Source organism: Xanthomonas sp. NCPPB 2586 (assembly GCF_041475775.2).
Classification (GTDB): Bacteria; Pseudomonadota; Gammaproteobacteria; order Xanthomonadales; family Xanthomonadaceae; genus Xanthomonas; species Xanthomonas campestris.
The window spans coordinates 972,516-988,109 of record NZ_CM192981.1; the positions used below are offsets into that span (position 1 = coordinate 972,516).

10 protein-coding genes are annotated in these 15,594 nt (G+C 66.2%); 5 read left to right on the top strand and 5 right to left on the bottom strand.

Going from position 1 to position 15,594, the window contains the following annotated elements:
• Positions 1 to 16: 16 nt before the first annotated feature.
• The gene (locus tag ACCQ09_RS04140) at positions 17 to 2,326 is read left to right on the top strand and encodes an NADP-dependent malic enzyme (RefSeq protein WP_011269527.1); all 2,310 of its coding nucleotides are present in this window, start codon (positions 17 to 19) and stop codon (positions 2,324 to 2,326) included.
• Positions 2,327 to 2,991: 665 nt separating this feature from the next.
• Here the strand turns inward: ACCQ09_RS04140 and ACCQ09_RS04145 are convergent.
• Positions 2,992 to 6,351, bottom strand: coding sequence for a GH92 family glycosyl hydrolase (locus ACCQ09_RS04145; protein ID WP_040940696.1), 3,360 nt, complete (start codon positions 6,349 to 6,351; stop codon positions 2,992 to 2,994).
• Between the two features lie 338 nt (positions 6,352 to 6,689).
• On the opposite strand from ACCQ09_RS04145, the gene ACCQ09_RS04150 reads away from it, so the two are divergent.
• Genes ACCQ09_RS04150 through ACCQ09_RS04160 form a run of 3 tightly spaced genes read left to right on the top strand, consistent with a single transcriptional unit; the run spans position 6,690 to position 9,325 of the window.
• Positions 6,690 to 6,887, top strand: a complete 198-nt coding sequence (locus ACCQ09_RS04150; RefSeq protein WP_011038440.1) for a zinc-finger domain-containing protein — start codon at positions 6,690 to 6,692, stop codon at positions 6,885 to 6,887.
• Between the two features lie 10 nt (positions 6,888 to 6,897).
• Positions 6,898 to 8,010, top strand: a complete 1,113-nt coding sequence (locus tag ACCQ09_RS04155) for a glycosyltransferase (RefSeq protein ID WP_040940697.1) — start codon at positions 6,898 to 6,900, stop codon at positions 8,008 to 8,010.
• Positions 7,991 to 9,325, top strand: a complete 1,335-nt coding sequence (locus ACCQ09_RS04160; protein ID WP_040940698.1) for an O-antigen ligase family protein — start codon at positions 7,991 to 7,993, stop codon at positions 9,323 to 9,325. Before ACCQ09_RS04155 ends, ACCQ09_RS04160 begins: the two co-directional genes overlap by 20 nt.
• Before the next feature lie 245 nt (positions 9,326 to 9,570).
• Here ACCQ09_RS04160 and ACCQ09_RS04165 read toward each other — a convergent pair whose 3' ends face one another.
• Positions 9,571 to 10,491, bottom strand: a complete 921-nt coding sequence (locus tag ACCQ09_RS04165) for an LpxL/LpxP family Kdo(2)-lipid IV(A) lauroyl/palmitoleoyl acyltransferase (RefSeq protein WP_223646555.1) — start codon at positions 10,489 to 10,491, stop codon at positions 9,571 to 9,573.
• A gap of 429 nt (positions 10,492 to 10,920) precedes the next feature.
• Here ACCQ09_RS04165 and waaA point away from each other — a divergent pair, with 429 nt between their 5' ends.
• The gene (gene waaA, locus ACCQ09_RS04170; protein WP_228427750.1) at positions 10,921 to 12,240 is read left to right on the top strand and encodes a lipid IV(A) 3-deoxy-D-manno-octulosonic acid transferase; all 1,320 of its coding nucleotides are present in this window, start codon (positions 10,921 to 10,923) and stop codon (positions 12,238 to 12,240) included.
• Between the two features lie 411 nt (positions 12,241 to 12,651).
• Here the strand turns inward: waaA and ACCQ09_RS04175 are convergent, their stop codons facing one another.
• From ACCQ09_RS04175 to ACCQ09_RS04185, 3 genes are all read right to left on the bottom strand, one after another.
• A complete protein-coding gene (locus ACCQ09_RS04175) occupies positions 12,652 to 14,025 on the bottom strand; it encodes a TolC family outer membrane protein (protein ID WP_012437435.1) in 1,374 nt (457 codons plus the stop codon).
• A 20-nt stretch (positions 14,026 to 14,045) separates the two neighbouring features.
• The gene (locus ACCQ09_RS04180) at positions 14,046 to 14,702 is read right to left on the bottom strand and encodes a protein-L-isoaspartate O-methyltransferase family protein (RefSeq protein ID WP_040940699.1); all 657 of its coding nucleotides are present in this window, start codon (positions 14,700 to 14,702) and stop codon (positions 14,046 to 14,048) included.
• Positions 14,703 to 14,830: 128 nt separating this feature from the next.
• On the bottom strand, positions 14,831 to 15,484 hold the full coding sequence (locus ACCQ09_RS04185) for a TetR/AcrR family transcriptional regulator (RefSeq protein ID WP_011038433.1): 654 nt from the start codon (positions 15,482 to 15,484) through the stop codon (positions 14,831 to 14,833).
• Positions 15,485 to 15,594 lie beyond the last annotated feature (110 nt).

The following is a 15,594-nucleotide window of genomic DNA, read 5'->3' on the forward strand; positions in this document are numbered from 1 at the left end:
GAGACCTACACAGCCGATGTCTAACGACGACTTCAAACAGGCCGCCCTCGACTATCACCGCCAGCAGCCGGCCGGCAAGATCAAGGTCACTGCGACCAAGCCGATGCTGACCCAGCGCGATCTGTCGCTGGCGTATTCGCCTGGCGTGGCCTTCGCCTGCGAGGCCATCGTCGAGGACGCCACCCAGGCCAGCGAGCTCACCGCGCGCGGCAATCTGGTGGCGGTGATCACCAACGGCACCGCGGTGCTGGGCCTGGGCAACATCGGTCCGCTGGCCTCCAAGCCGGTGATGGAAGGCAAGGGCGTGCTGTTCCAGAAGTTCGCCGGCATCGACGTGTTCGACATCGAGATCAACGAGAACGATCCGGACAAGCTGGTGGACATCATCGCCAGCCTGGAGCCGACCTTCGGCGGCATCAACCTGGAAGACATCAAGGCGCCGGAGTGCTTCATCGTCGAGCGCAAGCTGCGCGAGCGCATGAACATCCCGGTGTTCCATGACGACCAGCACGGCACTGCCATCATCGTCGGCGCGGCGGTACTCAATGCGCTGGTGGTCACCGGCAAGAAGATCGAAGACGTCAAGCTGGCCACCACCGGCATGGGCGCGGCAGGGATCTCGTGCGTCAACATGCTGGTCTCGCTGGGCCTGAAGTCGGAGAACATCCTGGCGCTGGACCGCGATGGCGTGATCCACACCGGCCGCACCGATCTGGACCCGGACAAGCAGCGCTACGCGCGCGACACCGACAAGCGCACCCTGGCCGAAATCGTCGAAGGTGCCGACATCTTCCTGGGCCTGTCGGCGGCCGGCATCCTCAAGCCGGAAATGGTCGCCACCATGGCGCGCCAGCCGGTGATCTTCGCGCTGGCCAACCCCAACCCGGAAATCACCCCGGAAGCGGCCAAGGCGGTGCGGCCGGATTGCATCATCGGCACCGGCCGTTCGGACTACCCGAACCAGATCAACAACGTGCTGTGCTTCCCCTACCTGTTCCGCGGCGCGCTGGACGTGGGCGCTACCGGCATCAACGAAGACATGAAAATCGCCTGCGTCAAGGCGATTGCGGCGATGGCGCGGCGCGAGGCCTCCGACCTGGGCGCGGCCTATGGTGGCGAAACCCCGAGCTTCGGCCCGGAATACCTGATTCCGCGTCCGTTGGACCCGCGCCTGCTGGTGGAGCTGTCCTCGGCGGTGGCGCAGGCGGCGATGGATTCGGGCGTGGCCACGCGCCCGATCGCCGACATGGCGGCCTACCGCGACCGGCTCAGCCAGTTCGTCTACCGCACCAGCTTGATGATGAAGCCGGTCTACGACCGCGCGCGCGCCGACAAGCAGCGCGTGGTGTATGCCGAAGGCGAAGAAGAAGTGGTGCTGCGTGCGGTGCAGAACGTCATCGACGAAGGCCTGGCGCTGCCGATCCTGATCGGCCGCCCGGACGTCATCGAGGCGCGTATCCAGCGCATGGGGCTGCGCATCCGTGCCGGTGAAGATTTCGAGATCACCAACATCCACGACGACCCGCGCTTCAACGATTACTGGCAGTACTACTACGCGCTCACCGAGCGCCGTGGCGTGACCGTGACCGCGGCCAAGGAACTGATGCGCTCGCGGCCGACCCTGATTGCCGCAGTGATGGTGGCGCGCGGCGAAGCCGACGCGATGCTGTCGGGCGTGGTGGGGCGCTTCCACAAGAAACTGGGCTACGCGCGCAGCGTGATTCCGCTGGAACCGCGCGTAAGCTCCACCTCGGCCATGACCGGCGTGATCAACCAGCAGGGCGTGTTCTTCTTCCTGGATACGCACGTGCAGGAAGACCCCACCGTGGAGCAGGTGGTCGAAGCCACCTTGCAGGCCGCGTACCGCCTGAAATTGTTCGGCATCGAGCCCAACATCGCGCTGCTGTCGCATTCCAACTTCGGTAGCCACGATTCGCGTGACGCCCTGAAGATGCGCGAAGTGCGCGAAGCCCTGCTCAAGCGCAAGCCCGAGCTCAACATCGACGGCGAAATGCAGGGCGACACCGCCTGGGACGAAGCGCTGCGCAAGCAGATCATGCCCAACAGCACGCTCAAGGGCCGCGCCAACCTGTTCGTGCTGCCCAACCTGGAAGCGGCCAACATCGCCTACAACCTGGTGCGCGTGTTCACCGACGGCGTGGCGATCGGCCCGATCCTGATGGGCATCTCCAAGCCGGTGCACATCCTCACCACCAGCGCCACTTCGCGCCGGGTGATGAACATGACCGCGATTGCTGCGGTGGATGCGCAGATCCGCAAGCAGCGTGATGCCGAGAAGCACAACGCCGAGAAGAACGGCGGCTGATGCTGTAGCGTTGGTGACCGAGGCGTTGAGTGACGCCTCGGTTATCGATAACGCCAATTGCGGGTGCAGGTTCGAACGTTGTGGATGCAAGGGCGTCTACAGGCGAAGGCGCTGGCAGCAAAGCGGTGGAAGCAAGTCTTTACGGCAAGCCGCTAACGCAGACCATTCGAGCAAACAGCTTGAGCAATTAGGCTGGAATAAATCGTTAGAGCATCTGTTCGACAAAAAATTTGAGTGTTATTGGTAGAGCCCTATCGCGCGCAAGCGCGCTCCTACGGGACTATCGCGCTGAAGCACTTGCCGATGCGAAAAGCTGGCGCAACTGTTATTTGAGTAAGGCGATCACGAACAACGGCCTTTGATGCGCTATCCGCTGCGCATCAGTGGTGGCCAGTCACTCGTTATCGTAAGCCTGCCGACTTGGCTGAAAGCCCTCTCCCGGCGAGAGAAGGGTTCGGGTTAGGGCACGCACGTAAAGCAATGAGCGAGCATTCGGACGAGTTGCAGAGCGACCGCGGTCTGCCTGCACGTGCGCAAGCTCAAACAGTCAGCGCAACATTTCAAGCACGCGACAACGCGGCACCCGCCCGGCACGCCTGGTCGTCGCTATCAGGCCAGCATGTCAGTACGCACTGCGCCGCCCGCACGCGCGCTTCGTCAAACCCTCACGGCGAGGCCGGCGCCGCACGCAGCAATTCGATCTCCGCCAACTGCACCGGCTTGAGTGTGCTCACACGCAGCCGGTAGTCCGTGTACGCACCCGGCGCGGCAATCCGGAAGGGCCGCGTCTGCAGGGGCCAGCGGAACATCTCATCGCGACGTTGATCAATCACCGTCCAGTGACCACTCCCGGTACGCGCCTCCAGGGTCCACCCGCCGTTGGTAATCGCCGCGTTGCCGCTGGTGAGGGTATATAGCGTCGGCGTGCCGGCGTCGATGCCGCTCACCGTGACCGCAGACGTGGACGACAGCGTGGCCATCGTTGCCGCATCGTCGTCGTGCAATGCGTCCACCGCGCCGCCATCGTCCCGCGTGATGCGCGCGCGCGTGCCCAGCAGATCCTGCAACGGCGCAGGGTGCTGGCCCGGTGGCGTCAGTGACGGTGGCGCCGCATCCCCATCCGTGCCCCAGCGTGACGGGCGCGGGCCCATGACGAAGTCCAGCGTTGCGCCCTCGGCGATGTCGGCATGCGGCAACCAGGTCTTGCGCCACGGCTTGCCGTTGACCTTGAGCGATTGCACATACACGTTGCGCGGCGAATTCTGCGGCGCGTTGACCGTGAGCGTGCGGCCATTGGGCAGCTGCACGCTGGCATGCGTGAACAGCGGCGAGCCGATCACATACTCCGGCGCACCCATGCGCAACGGATACATCCCGAGCGCGGCGAACAGATACCATGCCGACATCTCGCCGTTGTCTTCGTCGCCGGCATAGCCCTGGCCGATCTCGCCGCCCAGATACAGCCGTGCCAGGATCTCGCGCGTCAGCTGCTGGGTCTTCCACGGCTGGCCGGCGTACAGATACATCCACGGGATGTGGTGCGCGGTCTGATTGCTATGCGCGTACATGCCCATGCGCACATCGCGCGCTTCGGTCATCTCATGGATCACGCCGCGATACGAGCCGGAAAGCGCGGCCTGTGCCGTTTCCGGCGTCGCAAAGAACGTATCCAGCTTGGCCGCCAGCGCGTCGCGTCCGCCATACAGCGCGGCCAGGCCCTCGCCATCGTGTGGTGCGGTGAAGGCAAAGGTCCAGCCGCTGGATTCGGTGTAATCGTTGCCCCATTCGCGTGGATCGTAGTGCGCGGCATCCAGGCGCCAGCCGCCATCGGGCGTACGGCCCTGGAAGAAGCCGATTGCTGGGTCGAACAGCGCCGCGTAGCCAGCGGCGCGGTGGCGGAAATACAGCGCCTCGGTGGCATAGCGCTCACGCGCTACGGCGTCCGGCGTCTGTTGTGCGAGCGCATCGGCCATGCCCGCAATCCCGAAGTCGTTGAGCGCGCCTTCCATCGACCACGACATGCCCTCGTGCGTGTCGGTATCGGCATAGCCGCGGAAGGTGGAACGGGCCATGCCCTTGCGCCCCACGTGCCGGTCGGGCGGCACCACGGTGGCGTTCTTCAACGCGGCGGCGTAGGCCTCGGCCGGATCGAACCCTTGCACGCCCTTGCGCCAGGCATCGGCAAAGGCCACATCCGAACTGGTGCCCACCATCAGGTCGGCGTAACCCGGCGAGGACCAGCGCGCCACCCAGCCGCCGGCACGCGCCTGCTCCAGAAATCCTTGCACCAGCGCGCCGGCCTCGGGTGCAAACAGCGCATAGGCAGGCCACGCGGTGCGGAACGTATCCCACAGCCCGTTGTTGACGTAGACACGGCCGTCGCGGATCGGCGCGAAGCTGCGCACGGCGCTGCCATCGGTGGCTTCGTCGGACCAGCTGTTCTGGCTGGCATAGCGCCAGTCCGGCGCGCTGGCGCTGCCGGCATTCTCGTGCGCGGAGTTCGGGTACAGATGCAGCCGGTACAGATTGGAATACAGCGTGGTGCGCTGATCGTCGCTGGCCCCCGCCACTTCGACCCGCCCAAGCAGCGCATCCCACGCGTCCTGCGCACGCGCAGCCACGCGCTCCAGCGAATCCTGTGGCGCGATCTCCAGGGCCAGGTTGTGCCTGGCCTGTTCCAGCGAGATCAGCGACGTGGCGATGCGCATCTGCACCGTGTGCGTGCTGCCTGCAGCGAACTTGATCCAGCCCGTCGGCCGGCCGGTGTCGCTGCGGCCGCTCGCCTTCCATGGCGTATCGAAGCGGGCGTACACGTACATGCGCGTCGCGCCGGTGGACAGGCCGCTGCGCACATCGGTATAGCCCGAGAGCGTTTGCGTGGCCGCATCCAGGGTCAGCCCACCGCGTGCATCCACGTTGTCGAACAGCAGGTTGGCATCGCCTCCGGGTGGAAAGCGGAAGCGGAACAGCGCCGCGTGATCGGTGGGGGCGATCTCGGCCTGGATGCCGTTGTCCAGCTGCACTGCGTAGCGATACGGCCTGGCCACTTCGTTGGCGTGCGAAAACGCCAACGCGCGTTTGATGCGGTCCGCTTCCGGCGCGCCGCTGTGTGTGGAGGGCATCACCTGGAAGGTCTGGCGGTCGCCCATCCACGGGCTGGGCTGGTGACTGAGCGACAACGCCTGCAGGCGCGGGCGGTTGTCGGCACCGTTGTGTTCGTTCCAGCGATACAGCCAACCCAACGTGCCGGCGTCAGTTGCCGGGGTCCAGAAGTTGAACCCATGCGGCACCGCCGTGGCGGGGAAATTATTGCCGCGCGAAAACGTGCCATTGGACTGCGTACCGCGGGTGGTCAGCACCCAGTCCGACGGCCGTGCAGGCGCCACACGCGGGACTTCGGCAATGGCGATATCGTCGAGCCAGCCACTCACCGGCGCGCCGCCCTGTGGCGCCACTTCCAGCGCGATGGCGGTAATGCGCCGCCCGCGCAACCCGGCAACATCGCCCAGCCGCACCGCCTTGCGTGCCCACTGCTGCGGGTACAAGGTCCTGGAGGCGCCCTGCGCGGCTGCGCCGATGGCCACGCCGTGCTGGTCCAGCGCGTTGCTGGCCGACAGCCGGCTCCCGTCGTCCAGCAGCAGATCCAGCGACACAAACGTGGAGCTGACATGGTCATCGCCCACGCTTTCGGGCAAGACCATCCACGACAGCGTGGTGTCGGCACCGATCAGGTGATCGGTCGTAAACAACGTCCGCCGACCCGCGCCACCCTGGCTGCTGTAGTGCAGTGCGTGCGCGCCGCTGTGGCCGGCGTGATGTTTGGCGGCATACGGCGCGTCCGGGCCGCTGCCGATCGCGACCTGCAGCGCATTGGCACGATCAGCGACAAGGTCGCGCTCGTGCGTATCGAAGGAGGCGAAGAACCCATCGGCGGCAGCAGCCGGGAGCGCGGTCGCGACCGCCAGGGCAAGCGCAACAGGGCGCAACAGGTGCAGCGGGCGCGGCACAACAGCAGAGGAACGCACGTGATGATGTCTCCCGGAAGGCGGATGCAGCAGAGCGCCGGGGCGAGTGTGCTAACGCATGGGCAGCCATGCGGCGTTCGCGCACGTGCACCCCAGGCAACGTGTCAGCCGATGATACGGCGCATGCGTCGCCGCTCGCGTCACACCGCCTTGCGCCAGATTCGGGACCGTGCCGCAACAAGGCCGGGGACGCCGATAGCGCAGGCAATGGTCATGGTGAACACGCCTGGCAGCCCGCTGGCCAACGTCGGCACCGCGCGCTGGGCGCGTCGCTGGGCCGTGCCGGGCGCGAGGCTGCTAGAATCCGCGCTCTGTCTTCGCCTTCCGATCGTGCCGCCATGAGCCAGACCGCCACCGCGCCCGCCAATGCCGAAAAGCGCTACACCGTGCACCGCGGTGATCTGCCGCTGAGCTGCCCGACGCCTGCGATGGCGCTGTGGAATTCGCATCCGCGGGTGTACCTGCCGATCGAAGACGAGCCCAACTGCGAAGCCAAGTGCCCGTACTGCGGTGCACTGTTCGTGCTCGCCGACTGATCCTGGCGGCATGCACCGCCTGACCGTGGTGCAACTGCTGCCGGCGCTGCAGTCCGGCGGCGTCGAGCGCTCCACCCTGGAAATCGCCGCTACGCTGGTGCGCGCCGGCCATCGCGCCGTGGTCGTCTCCGCGGGCGGGCGCCTGGTCCAGCCGTTGCTGGAGGTCGGCGCCGAACATCTCACGCTGGATATCGGGCGCAAGTCGTTGCTGACCTTGCGCCACGTGGTGGGGCTGCGCCGGCTGTTCACCGAACTGGGCGCCGATATCGTGCACGCGCGCTCGCGCCTGCCGGCCTGGCTGGGCTGGTACGCCTTGCGCGGGATGCCGCCGGCCACGCGGCCACGCTTCGTCACCACCGTGCACGGGCTCAATTCGCCCAGCCGCTACAGCGCGGTGATGACCTACGGCGAGCGCGTCATCTGCGTCTCGCAGACAGTGCGCGACTACGTGTGCACGCATTACCCGCACACCGATACCGCGCGCCTGCGGGTGATCCCGCGCGGCGTGGAGATCGCGCAGTTCCCACGCCGTCCGCAGCCAGACCGGCGCGCACGCACGTGGGCGCAGACGCTGGTGCCCGGCTTGCCAGCCGATGCACCGTTGCTGTTGCTGCCCGGTCGCGGCACGCGCCTGAAAGGGCATGCCGATGGCCTGCAGCTGCTCGCCGCTGTGCGCGCCGCCGGTCTGCCGGCCTGGTTGTGGCTGCCCGGTGCGCGCGAGCCGGGGCGCGAGGCCTATATCCGCGAACTGGAAGCCGAGGCGGCCAGGCTGGGTGTGGCCGATGCCGTGGCCTTCACCGAACCCACTGCCCGCATCGCCGAGGCCTACGCCGCCAGCGACCTGGTGCTGCAACTCTCGCGCAAGCCCGAAGCCTTCGGCCGCACCGTGATCGAAGCGCTGGCCGTGGGCCGGCCGGTGCTGGGCTGGGCGCACGGCGGCGCTGGTGAACTGCTCGCCGAACTGCAGCCCGCCTGCGCGGTGCCGCCATTCGATGCCCAGGCACTGGCGCAGCAGACGCTTGCGTTACTGCACCACCGCCCGGCACCGCCGGCGCGGCTTCCCTACACGCTGCAGGCCATGCAAACGGCCACCTTGAAGGTCTATGACGAACTCCGCCGCTGAGGCCGCGCCGCGCGCGCCCGTGCTGACGCCCGATGCCGGCCGCTGGGCGCCGGTGTGGGTGCTGCTGTTTGTGGCCCTGTGGCCCACCCCGGGCCTGGCCGAAACGGTGCTGTCGCTGGGCGCCGTGTTCGCGGCCTACCGGCTGCTGCACACGCGCTTCCGCGGCGGCACCAGGCTCTTGAGCGGCGCTGCCTGGGCGCTGACCAGTGTGTTGTTCTTCGCCTACTGGTTGCCGCAGATGCTTTCGGCCGTGGATGCGGTGGACGTGGGCCGCGCGCTGCGCAAGTCCGCCACCGACCTGCGCTATCTGCCTTTCATGTGGCTGTGCGCCATCGCGGTGGCCAACGCGCAACGGCGGCGGCGCACCTTTCTCGGCCTGGCGGTGATCGCCGGGGTGTGGACGCTGGACGCCTTGCTGCAGGTCGCGCTGGGCAGTAGTCCGCTGTTCTTCGCACTGGATCAGGTCAAACAGCTGATCAGCGGGCACAGCCTGTGCACCGCGCAGGAGCTGGCCGTGGTCGACCGGCTCAGCGGCGTGCTGGGGCCGTGCAATCTCAAGTTCGGCCAGACCCTGGCCAGCCTGTCACCGTTCCTGCTGCTGGCGCTGGGCCGGCGCAGCGCCTGGGCGTGGGCCGGCGCGGCGGCGGCGGTGGGCGTGGTGCTGGTGCTGGCCGGCTCGCGCGCCTCGTGGATCACCTACGGCGTGATCGTGCTGCTGTCCGGTTGGCAGTTGCTGGGCGGCCGCAAGGTGATCGCAGTGGCGGCGCTGGGCGCGGTGTTGGCCGCAGGCGTGGTTGCCGTGGCACCGCAGGCCCGCGAGCGCCTGCAACGCACCACTTTGGCCTTTACCGATGGCGAGCAGGGCGTGGATCAGGCCTTGTCCGGGCGTGCGCAGATCTGGGGCGCGGCGCTATGCATGATTCGCGAGCATCCGCTCAATGGCGTGGGCGCGCGCGGCTTCCGTCAGGCGTACCCGGCCTGTAACCCCGCACCCGATCAGGCGCCGGCCTGGGGCGATGGCCCGGCCTTCCACGCGCATCAGATCCTGCTGGAAATCCTGGCTGAAACCGGGGTGATCGGCCTGCTGCTGTGGCTGGCCGGCGCGGCGCAGGCGTGGCGCGCATGGCGCTATTCGAGCCCGGCAGCCCGCGCGCAGGCACGCCCGGCGATGATCGCCCTGGTGGCCACGGTGTTCCCGCTTAACACGCATCTGGCGTTCTATTCGAGCTTCTGGGGCGGTCTCAGCCTGATGCTGGCCGGCCTGTATGCCGGTGCGTTGCTCAATGACGATGGGGATCGTTCGCCGCCTGCCTGAGTGGATGTTTGGTTCTGGCGAGGTGTGTGGTTTACGTCGGGGTTCAACCGGCTGAATGACTCTGCAGCTGTATGCGGCACTTATGTGGTGGCGCGGATGCCTGGCAAGAGCGCCGTATCCGTTTGACGCGCCATCGCTGCCTGCAATGCGCGTTCAACTACGTACGTCAGCGGCCCGCCTGGCTAGACGCTCGCCGCACTCAAGCACCTCAAGCACTCAAGCACGTAGTGCCAGCGCCAGCGCCCTCAGCGATAGAAGTCGCTCCGCCCACCGGGCTGCCGCTTGAAGCGGCGATGGATCCACAGGTATTGATCGGGCGCTTCGCGCACCATGTCCTCGATCGCCGCATTGACCTGCGTGGTATCGGCAATCACATCGTCGGAGGGGATGTCCGCCAGCGGCGGTGCGATCTTCAGCACGTAGCTGCCGCCTTCGCGACGATGGAAGTACGGCACCACCGCGCAGCCGGTGAGCCGCGCCAGCTGATGGGTCGCGGTAATGGTGGAAGCCGGATGCCCGAAGAACGGCACAAAGACCGTGTCCTTGCCGCGCATGTCCTGGTCCGGCGCGTACCACAGGAAACCACCGCGCTTGAGATGCTTGATGGTGGCGCGCAGGTCCTCGTTGGCGAACATGTGCGTGGCGTAGCGCAGCCGGCCGCGCTTGACCGCCCACTCGAACACCGGATTGCGGTGTTTGCGGTACATGCCGGCCAGCGGCACGTGGTCGCACAACAGGCGCCCGCACATTTCCAGGGTCATGAAGTGTCCGGACACCAGGAGCACGCCGCGCTTTTGTTCCTGCAGCCGCTGCAGATGTTCCAGGCCTTCGATCTGCACGCGTGGGCGGATGGTGGCGATGCTGCCCCACCAGGCGCGTGCGAATTCGAACAGGCCCACGCCCAGTGCGTCGAAGCTGTCGCGTAACAGCCGTGCCCGCCACGCATCGTCCTGCTCGGGGAAGCACAGTTTCAGGTTGACCTCGGCCGCGCGGCGGCGCGTGCCCGCCAGGCGCATCGCCACCCAACCAACGCCGCGGCCAAGCGCGCGTTGCAGCAGCCACGGCAGGCACCCGGCGAGCACCATCACCGCCAGGCCCAGATACATCGGCCAGTGCTTGGGGTTGCGCAGGGAAGGGCGGACGGCGACGTTGGCGGACTCGGACATGGCGTAATTCTAGAGCGTGCTCCGGGCTTTGAGGTGAGTGGGCGGTGGGCGGTACAGCCAACGTGTCGCTCGTACCGTGTTGTGAGCGCTACTGGCAGGGATTGTTCGCGCTCATGGTCTTTGCGCATGCGGCGGCGCCACGTCACGCGCAGCCTTCGCCGCACACCTGCCTCATGCGGGTAGGACGGGACCTTTGTGTCCAGCGTGTCGGTGGACTACTGCGCACCCGCGGTGTATCTGAGGCGGATGGACTACAGGTCGCGATGCAGGGGTAGCACGGCGATCGCGCGCACAGCCGCACTTGTGGCTGCACTGCGAACGACCGCACCAGTGTCTGCGTCCAGGCCGGGCCAGGCAGGCCAGGCCAATCACCAAGCAGGCAGGACGGCCACACATGCGCGCGCGCAACGCCTCCCGTATCCTGCACGCATGCGGAAAGACCCGATCGAATGGCTGTTGCGCGGGCTGTACTCGGCGCTGCTCTACCTGTTGCTGCCGGTGACGGTGTACCACCTGGTGTGGCGCGGCTTCCGCGTGCGCGAATATTTCAACCGCTGGAACGAGCGCTACGCCTCCTACACGCATGCCTGCGGGCGCCCGCGCGTGTGGGTGCACGCAGTGTCGGTCGGCGAGGTCAATGCGGCGGCGCCACTGGTGAACGCCTTGCGTGCGCAACGGCCGGACATCCGCTGGGTCATCACCACCATCACCCCGACCGGCTCCGAGCGCGTGCGCGCGCTGTGGGGCGATGCAGTGGATCACGTCTATCTGCCCTACGACGTACCCGGCAGTGTCGGGCGCTTCCTCGAACATTTCCGCCCGCGGCTGGCACTGATCCTGGAAACCGAGTTGTGGCCGAACATGCTGTTCGGCTGCCGCGACCGCCAGATTCCGGTGTACATCCTCAATGCACGGCTGTCGGCGCGCTCGCTGCGTGGCTACCGCGTGCTCGCACCGCTGATCAGCCGCGCCTTGCGCACCGTGACCTGCGTGGCAGCACAGTCGCAGGACGATGCCGGGCGCTTCATCACCCTTGGCGCGCGGCCGGATCAAGTGGTTGCGCTGGGCAATCTCAAGTTCGATATCGCCGCACCGGCGCAGCTACAGGATTTGGTGGCGCAGTTCCGCAGGCAGGTGCCGGCAACCCGTCCCGTGTGGATTGCAGCCAGCACGCACGAAGGCGAAGAAGCGGCGGTGGCCGACATCCATGCGCAGCTGCTGAAACAGTTCCCGGACCTGTTGCTGCTGTGGGCGCCCCGGCATCCGGAGCGCTTTCCGAAGGTGGAGGCGCTGGTGCGTGACCGCGGCTGGACCGTGACCACGCGCAAGGCGCAGCAGTGGCCGCAGGCCCGCGACCAGGTATTCGTGGTCGATACCCTGGGCGAGTTGATGAGTTTCTATGCCTGCGCGCAGGTCGCGTTTGTCGGCGGCAGCCTGCAGCCGATCGGGGGCCACAATCTGCTGGAGCCGGCGGCGGTCGGCACACCGGCCGTCACCGGCCCGCACCTGCACAATTTCTCGGAAATTTCGCGGCGCATGCGCGAGGCCGATGCAGTGACCATTTGCGAGGACGCCGCGTGCGTGCAACACGATCTGGCCCGCCTGCTCGGCGACCCCGCACAGCGCGAGGCCATGGCCGCTGCCGGGCTGGCCTTGGTGGCTAACGGCAAGGGCGCGGTGGCACGCACCCTGGTGCAGATTGCGCCGCACTTGCCACCACTGGCGAGCGAGATCGCTTCGTCGCAGTGAGTTGCGACGGCAGCGCGCAGCGCAAGTCGGCTTGCGCCCAGGTTGCGTGGGGTTCGGCTGTCGGTGTGCCAAGGCGCGCCCATGCGAGGCACGCGCTCCGCACGTGTGCCTCTCCGTTTCCTGCAGTTGAGCAGGCACTACGTAGCGTGCTCAGCAGGGTGGAGAGGTCGGCGCGACCTGCGTGCAAGCGCATCGTCAGTGAGGCGAAATCCGGACTGCTACTGATGATTGCAGACATCGCGGCATTGCCGCTGCGTCAGCCCTCACTCGGCAGCGCAGCGCACTGCCCAAGCGCACATCTGCACAAGCTCGTTGCCGTGATTCGAGACCGAAACATGACAACACCGGGTTTCACAGTGCAGACATGAAAAAGGCGGGCCATGCCCGCCTCTTCATTCACTGCGCACGTGCTTACTGCAACGAACCGCTGCCCTGCAGCTTGGCTTCTGCCTCTACTGACAGCAGGCGATTCACGTCCTGCAGTTCGGCGATATCGATCTTGCCGATGGCCTGAGCCAGGAGCAGGCGGTTCTGCAGGAAGGTGTAACGCGCCTGTGCATATAACTGCTGTGCCTGGAACAACGTGCGCTGGTTCTGCACCACGTCCAGCACGGTGCGCGTACCCACTTCCAGGCCGACCTGAGACGCGTCATAAGCCGCTTGAGCGGACACCACCGACAGGCGACGTGCTTCCACCTCGCTGATACCGGCTACTACGGTCTGATAGGCATTGCGCGTATTGCGATCCAGCGCGCGTTTCTGCTGTTCGTAGGTGTCCTGCTGGATATCACGCTGCGAAATTGCCTGACGTACTGCCGACTGCGTCGCGCCACCAGCAAAAATTGGAATCGACACACTGATGCCGATCGAGTCGGTGTCGATGTCACGTCCCTGAGTAGTGAAGACACCGCTTTCTGCGGCTCCGGTACCCCAGCTATTGCTGCGGCCCACACTGCCAGTCAAATTGACGGTGGGAAGGTGACCTGCCCTTGCCGCATTGATACTCGCTTCAGCTGCGCTGACCTGCAATTGTTGGGCCTTCAGCGCCGGATTGTCGGCGATAGCCGAGGCCACCAATTGGTCGACATTGCTGTAAGCGGCAGGAACTTCCGGTCGAAAGTTTTCTGGCAACGCGCGCAGGCCCACCACCGGCTGACCGGTGAGTTCGGTCAAGGCCTGGTAGTAATCCTTCAAGGTGTTGCGTGCATTGATGGTATCGGCGCGCGCCTGGTCGTACTGGGCACGGGCTTCGTGCACGTCGGTGATCGGCGCCAGACCCACTTCTAAACGCTTGTCGGCGTAGTCGAATTGCTTCTTGGCCGCTGCCTCGTTGGTCTCGGCCGCTGCCAGTGACTCGATGCCGACCAATACCTGAAAATATGCTGCCGAGGTACGGGTGATCAGGTCGTTGTTGGCAGACTCGAGCGTGAAGTCTGCTGCCTTGGCGACTTCACGCTGTGCACGTAGTGTGGAAAATTGCGACCAGTTAAAGATGGTTTGTGAGCCCTGAATCTGGCTGGAGCGTGACGAAGTTGTAATGCGCCCATCCTGACCCTCAATCTCGCGATGAGCTTTGCTGTAATCGAAAGCGCCGTTGAGCTGCGGCAACAACGCCGCACGCGCCTGCACTTGTCCTTCCCGATTCACCAACCGCGTGGACTCGGCAACAGCCAGCTGCGGATCGCCGTTGCGGGCCATTTCATAGACCTGCAGCAGGTCGGTGGCGTGCGCGGCCATCGGAGACAGGGCGGCGGCCAGCGCCAGGACGAGGGATCGGCGGATCATCGGGGAAGCTTCCTTGGGAATCAGAATTGGAATCGGGGCGTCGGTGCGGCGCCCTGGAGATAGGCGAGGTCGGTTTCGAACAACGATTCGATGCGCGGCGCGTTGACGTCACCACGGACCAGGACGGCCTCCATCACCGGATCGTGACCGCGCACCACAAACAGCCGTCCGTTCGGGCGCAGCCACTGCAGCCACTGGGTCGGCACCGTATCGACCGCGCCGGTCACGCAGATGGCGTCGAAGCGACGCTCGCTCTGCCAGGCGAACACGTCGGCGGTTTCGATGCGGACATTGCTGCCCAGACCGGTGGCGTCCAGGTTGGCACGCGCGGCGGCGGCCAGCGCGGGGTCGATCTCCAGGCTCACCACTTCGCGGGCCAGTGCGGCCAGGCAGGCGGTGGAGAAGCTGCTGCCGGTGCCCACTTCAAGCACGTCTTCGCCGGGCTGCAGATCCAGGGCCTGCAACATGCGGCCTTCGACCACCGGCTTCATCATCTTGTGGCCGGCCGACAGCGGAATTTCCACATCGACGTAGGCCAGGGTCTTGTAGGCCTCCGGCACGAAGGCTTCGCGCGGCATGCGCGCCAGCACGTCGAGCACGCGCAGGTCCAGCACATCCCACGGCCGGATCTGCTGTTCGACCATCTTTTCGCGGGCCTGGGTGAAATCGATCGTCATGGTGCGGTTATCCAACGCGGCGGGGCAGGCATTTTAGCGGGGCTTGGGGCAACTGGCGCATCTAGCATCGCCGGGCGCCGCCAAACCACGCAGTGCCGGAAGTCACCGCGACCAAAGGGCAGGCCCGATCAGCGCGGCACATAGGCTCTCAGGAAGAAATCCACGCTGGCGTGGATGTGCTCGTCCACCTGCGCGCGATCGGGCTGGCCGTGCAGGCCGCACATCATCAGCGCGTACAGCTCGCCCTTGAGCAGGCAGAAGAATTGCGCGGCGGCGCGGGCCACGTCGGGAATCTCCAGCTGCCCGTCGGCCACGCGCGCGCTGAGGAAATCCGCCAGCGCCTGTTGGGTCCGCTTGGGGCCAGCGTCCCAGAACATCTCCCGCACGTGCACGTCGCCGGTACCTGGCGCCATCATCATGCGGTGGGTGGCAATGGCCGAGTCGGAGCTGACCATGGCGAAGAAGGCGTCGGCGATCTCGATGAGCTGCTCGCGCAACGCGCCTTCGGGCGCATGGTCGAACAGGTCGTCGGGCATCATGTGCTGGCATTGTGCGCGGATCGCCTCGCCAAACAGGCTTTCCTTGTCGCCAAAGTGGCTGTAGACGGTCAGCTTGGAGACGCCCGCCAGGGCGGCGATGCCGTCCATGCTGACGCCCGCAAAACCTTGCTCCATGAACAGCGAGCGGGCGGCGCCCAGGATGGCGGCGCGTTTCCCAAGATCCTTGGGACGCCCAGGGCCGTTGCTCTTGGCCTTGGACTTGAGGGGGGGCGAGCTGGACATGCGCCAATACTAGACCATCGGGTTCTATATTTATATGGCGGCACCGCGCGGTCCATTAACCGTTGCGGTGAGTCGCTTGCGCTGTCGTGGTCTGCCCCGGCGCTGTGGGG

Coding starts and splice junctions, on each gene's coding strand:
- ACCQ09_RS04140 (WP_011269527.1), top strand. CDS start 17: ATGTCTAACGACGACTTCAAACAGGCCGCCCTCGACTATCACCGCCAG.
- ACCQ09_RS04150 (WP_011038440.1), top strand. CDS start 6,690: ATGAGCCAGACCGCCACCGCGCCCGCCAATGCCGAAAAGCGCTACACC.
- ACCQ09_RS04155 (WP_040940697.1), top strand. CDS start 6,898: ATGCACCGCCTGACCGTGGTGCAACTGCTGCCGGCGCTGCAGTCCGGC.
- ACCQ09_RS04160 (WP_040940698.1), top strand. CDS start 7,991: ATGACGAACTCCGCCGCTGAGGCCGCGCCGCGCGCGCCCGTGCTGACG.
- ACCQ09_RS04165 (WP_223646555.1), bottom strand. CDS start 10,491: ATGTCCGAGTCCGCCAACGTCGCCGTCCGCCCTTCCCTGCGCAACCCC.
- waaA (WP_228427750.1), top strand. CDS start 10,921: ATGCGGAAAGACCCGATCGAATGGCTGTTGCGCGGGCTGTACTCGGCG.
- ACCQ09_RS04175 (WP_012437435.1), bottom strand. CDS start 14,025: ATGATCCGCCGATCCCTCGTCCTGGCGCTGGCCGCCGCCCTGTCTCCG.
- ACCQ09_RS04180 (WP_040940699.1), bottom strand. CDS start 14,702: ATGACGATCGATTTCACCCAGGCCCGCGAAAAGATGGTCGAACAGCAG.
- ACCQ09_RS04185 (WP_011038433.1), bottom strand. CDS start 15,484: ATGTCCAGCTCGCCCCCCCTCAAGTCCAAGGCCAAGAGCAACGGCCCT.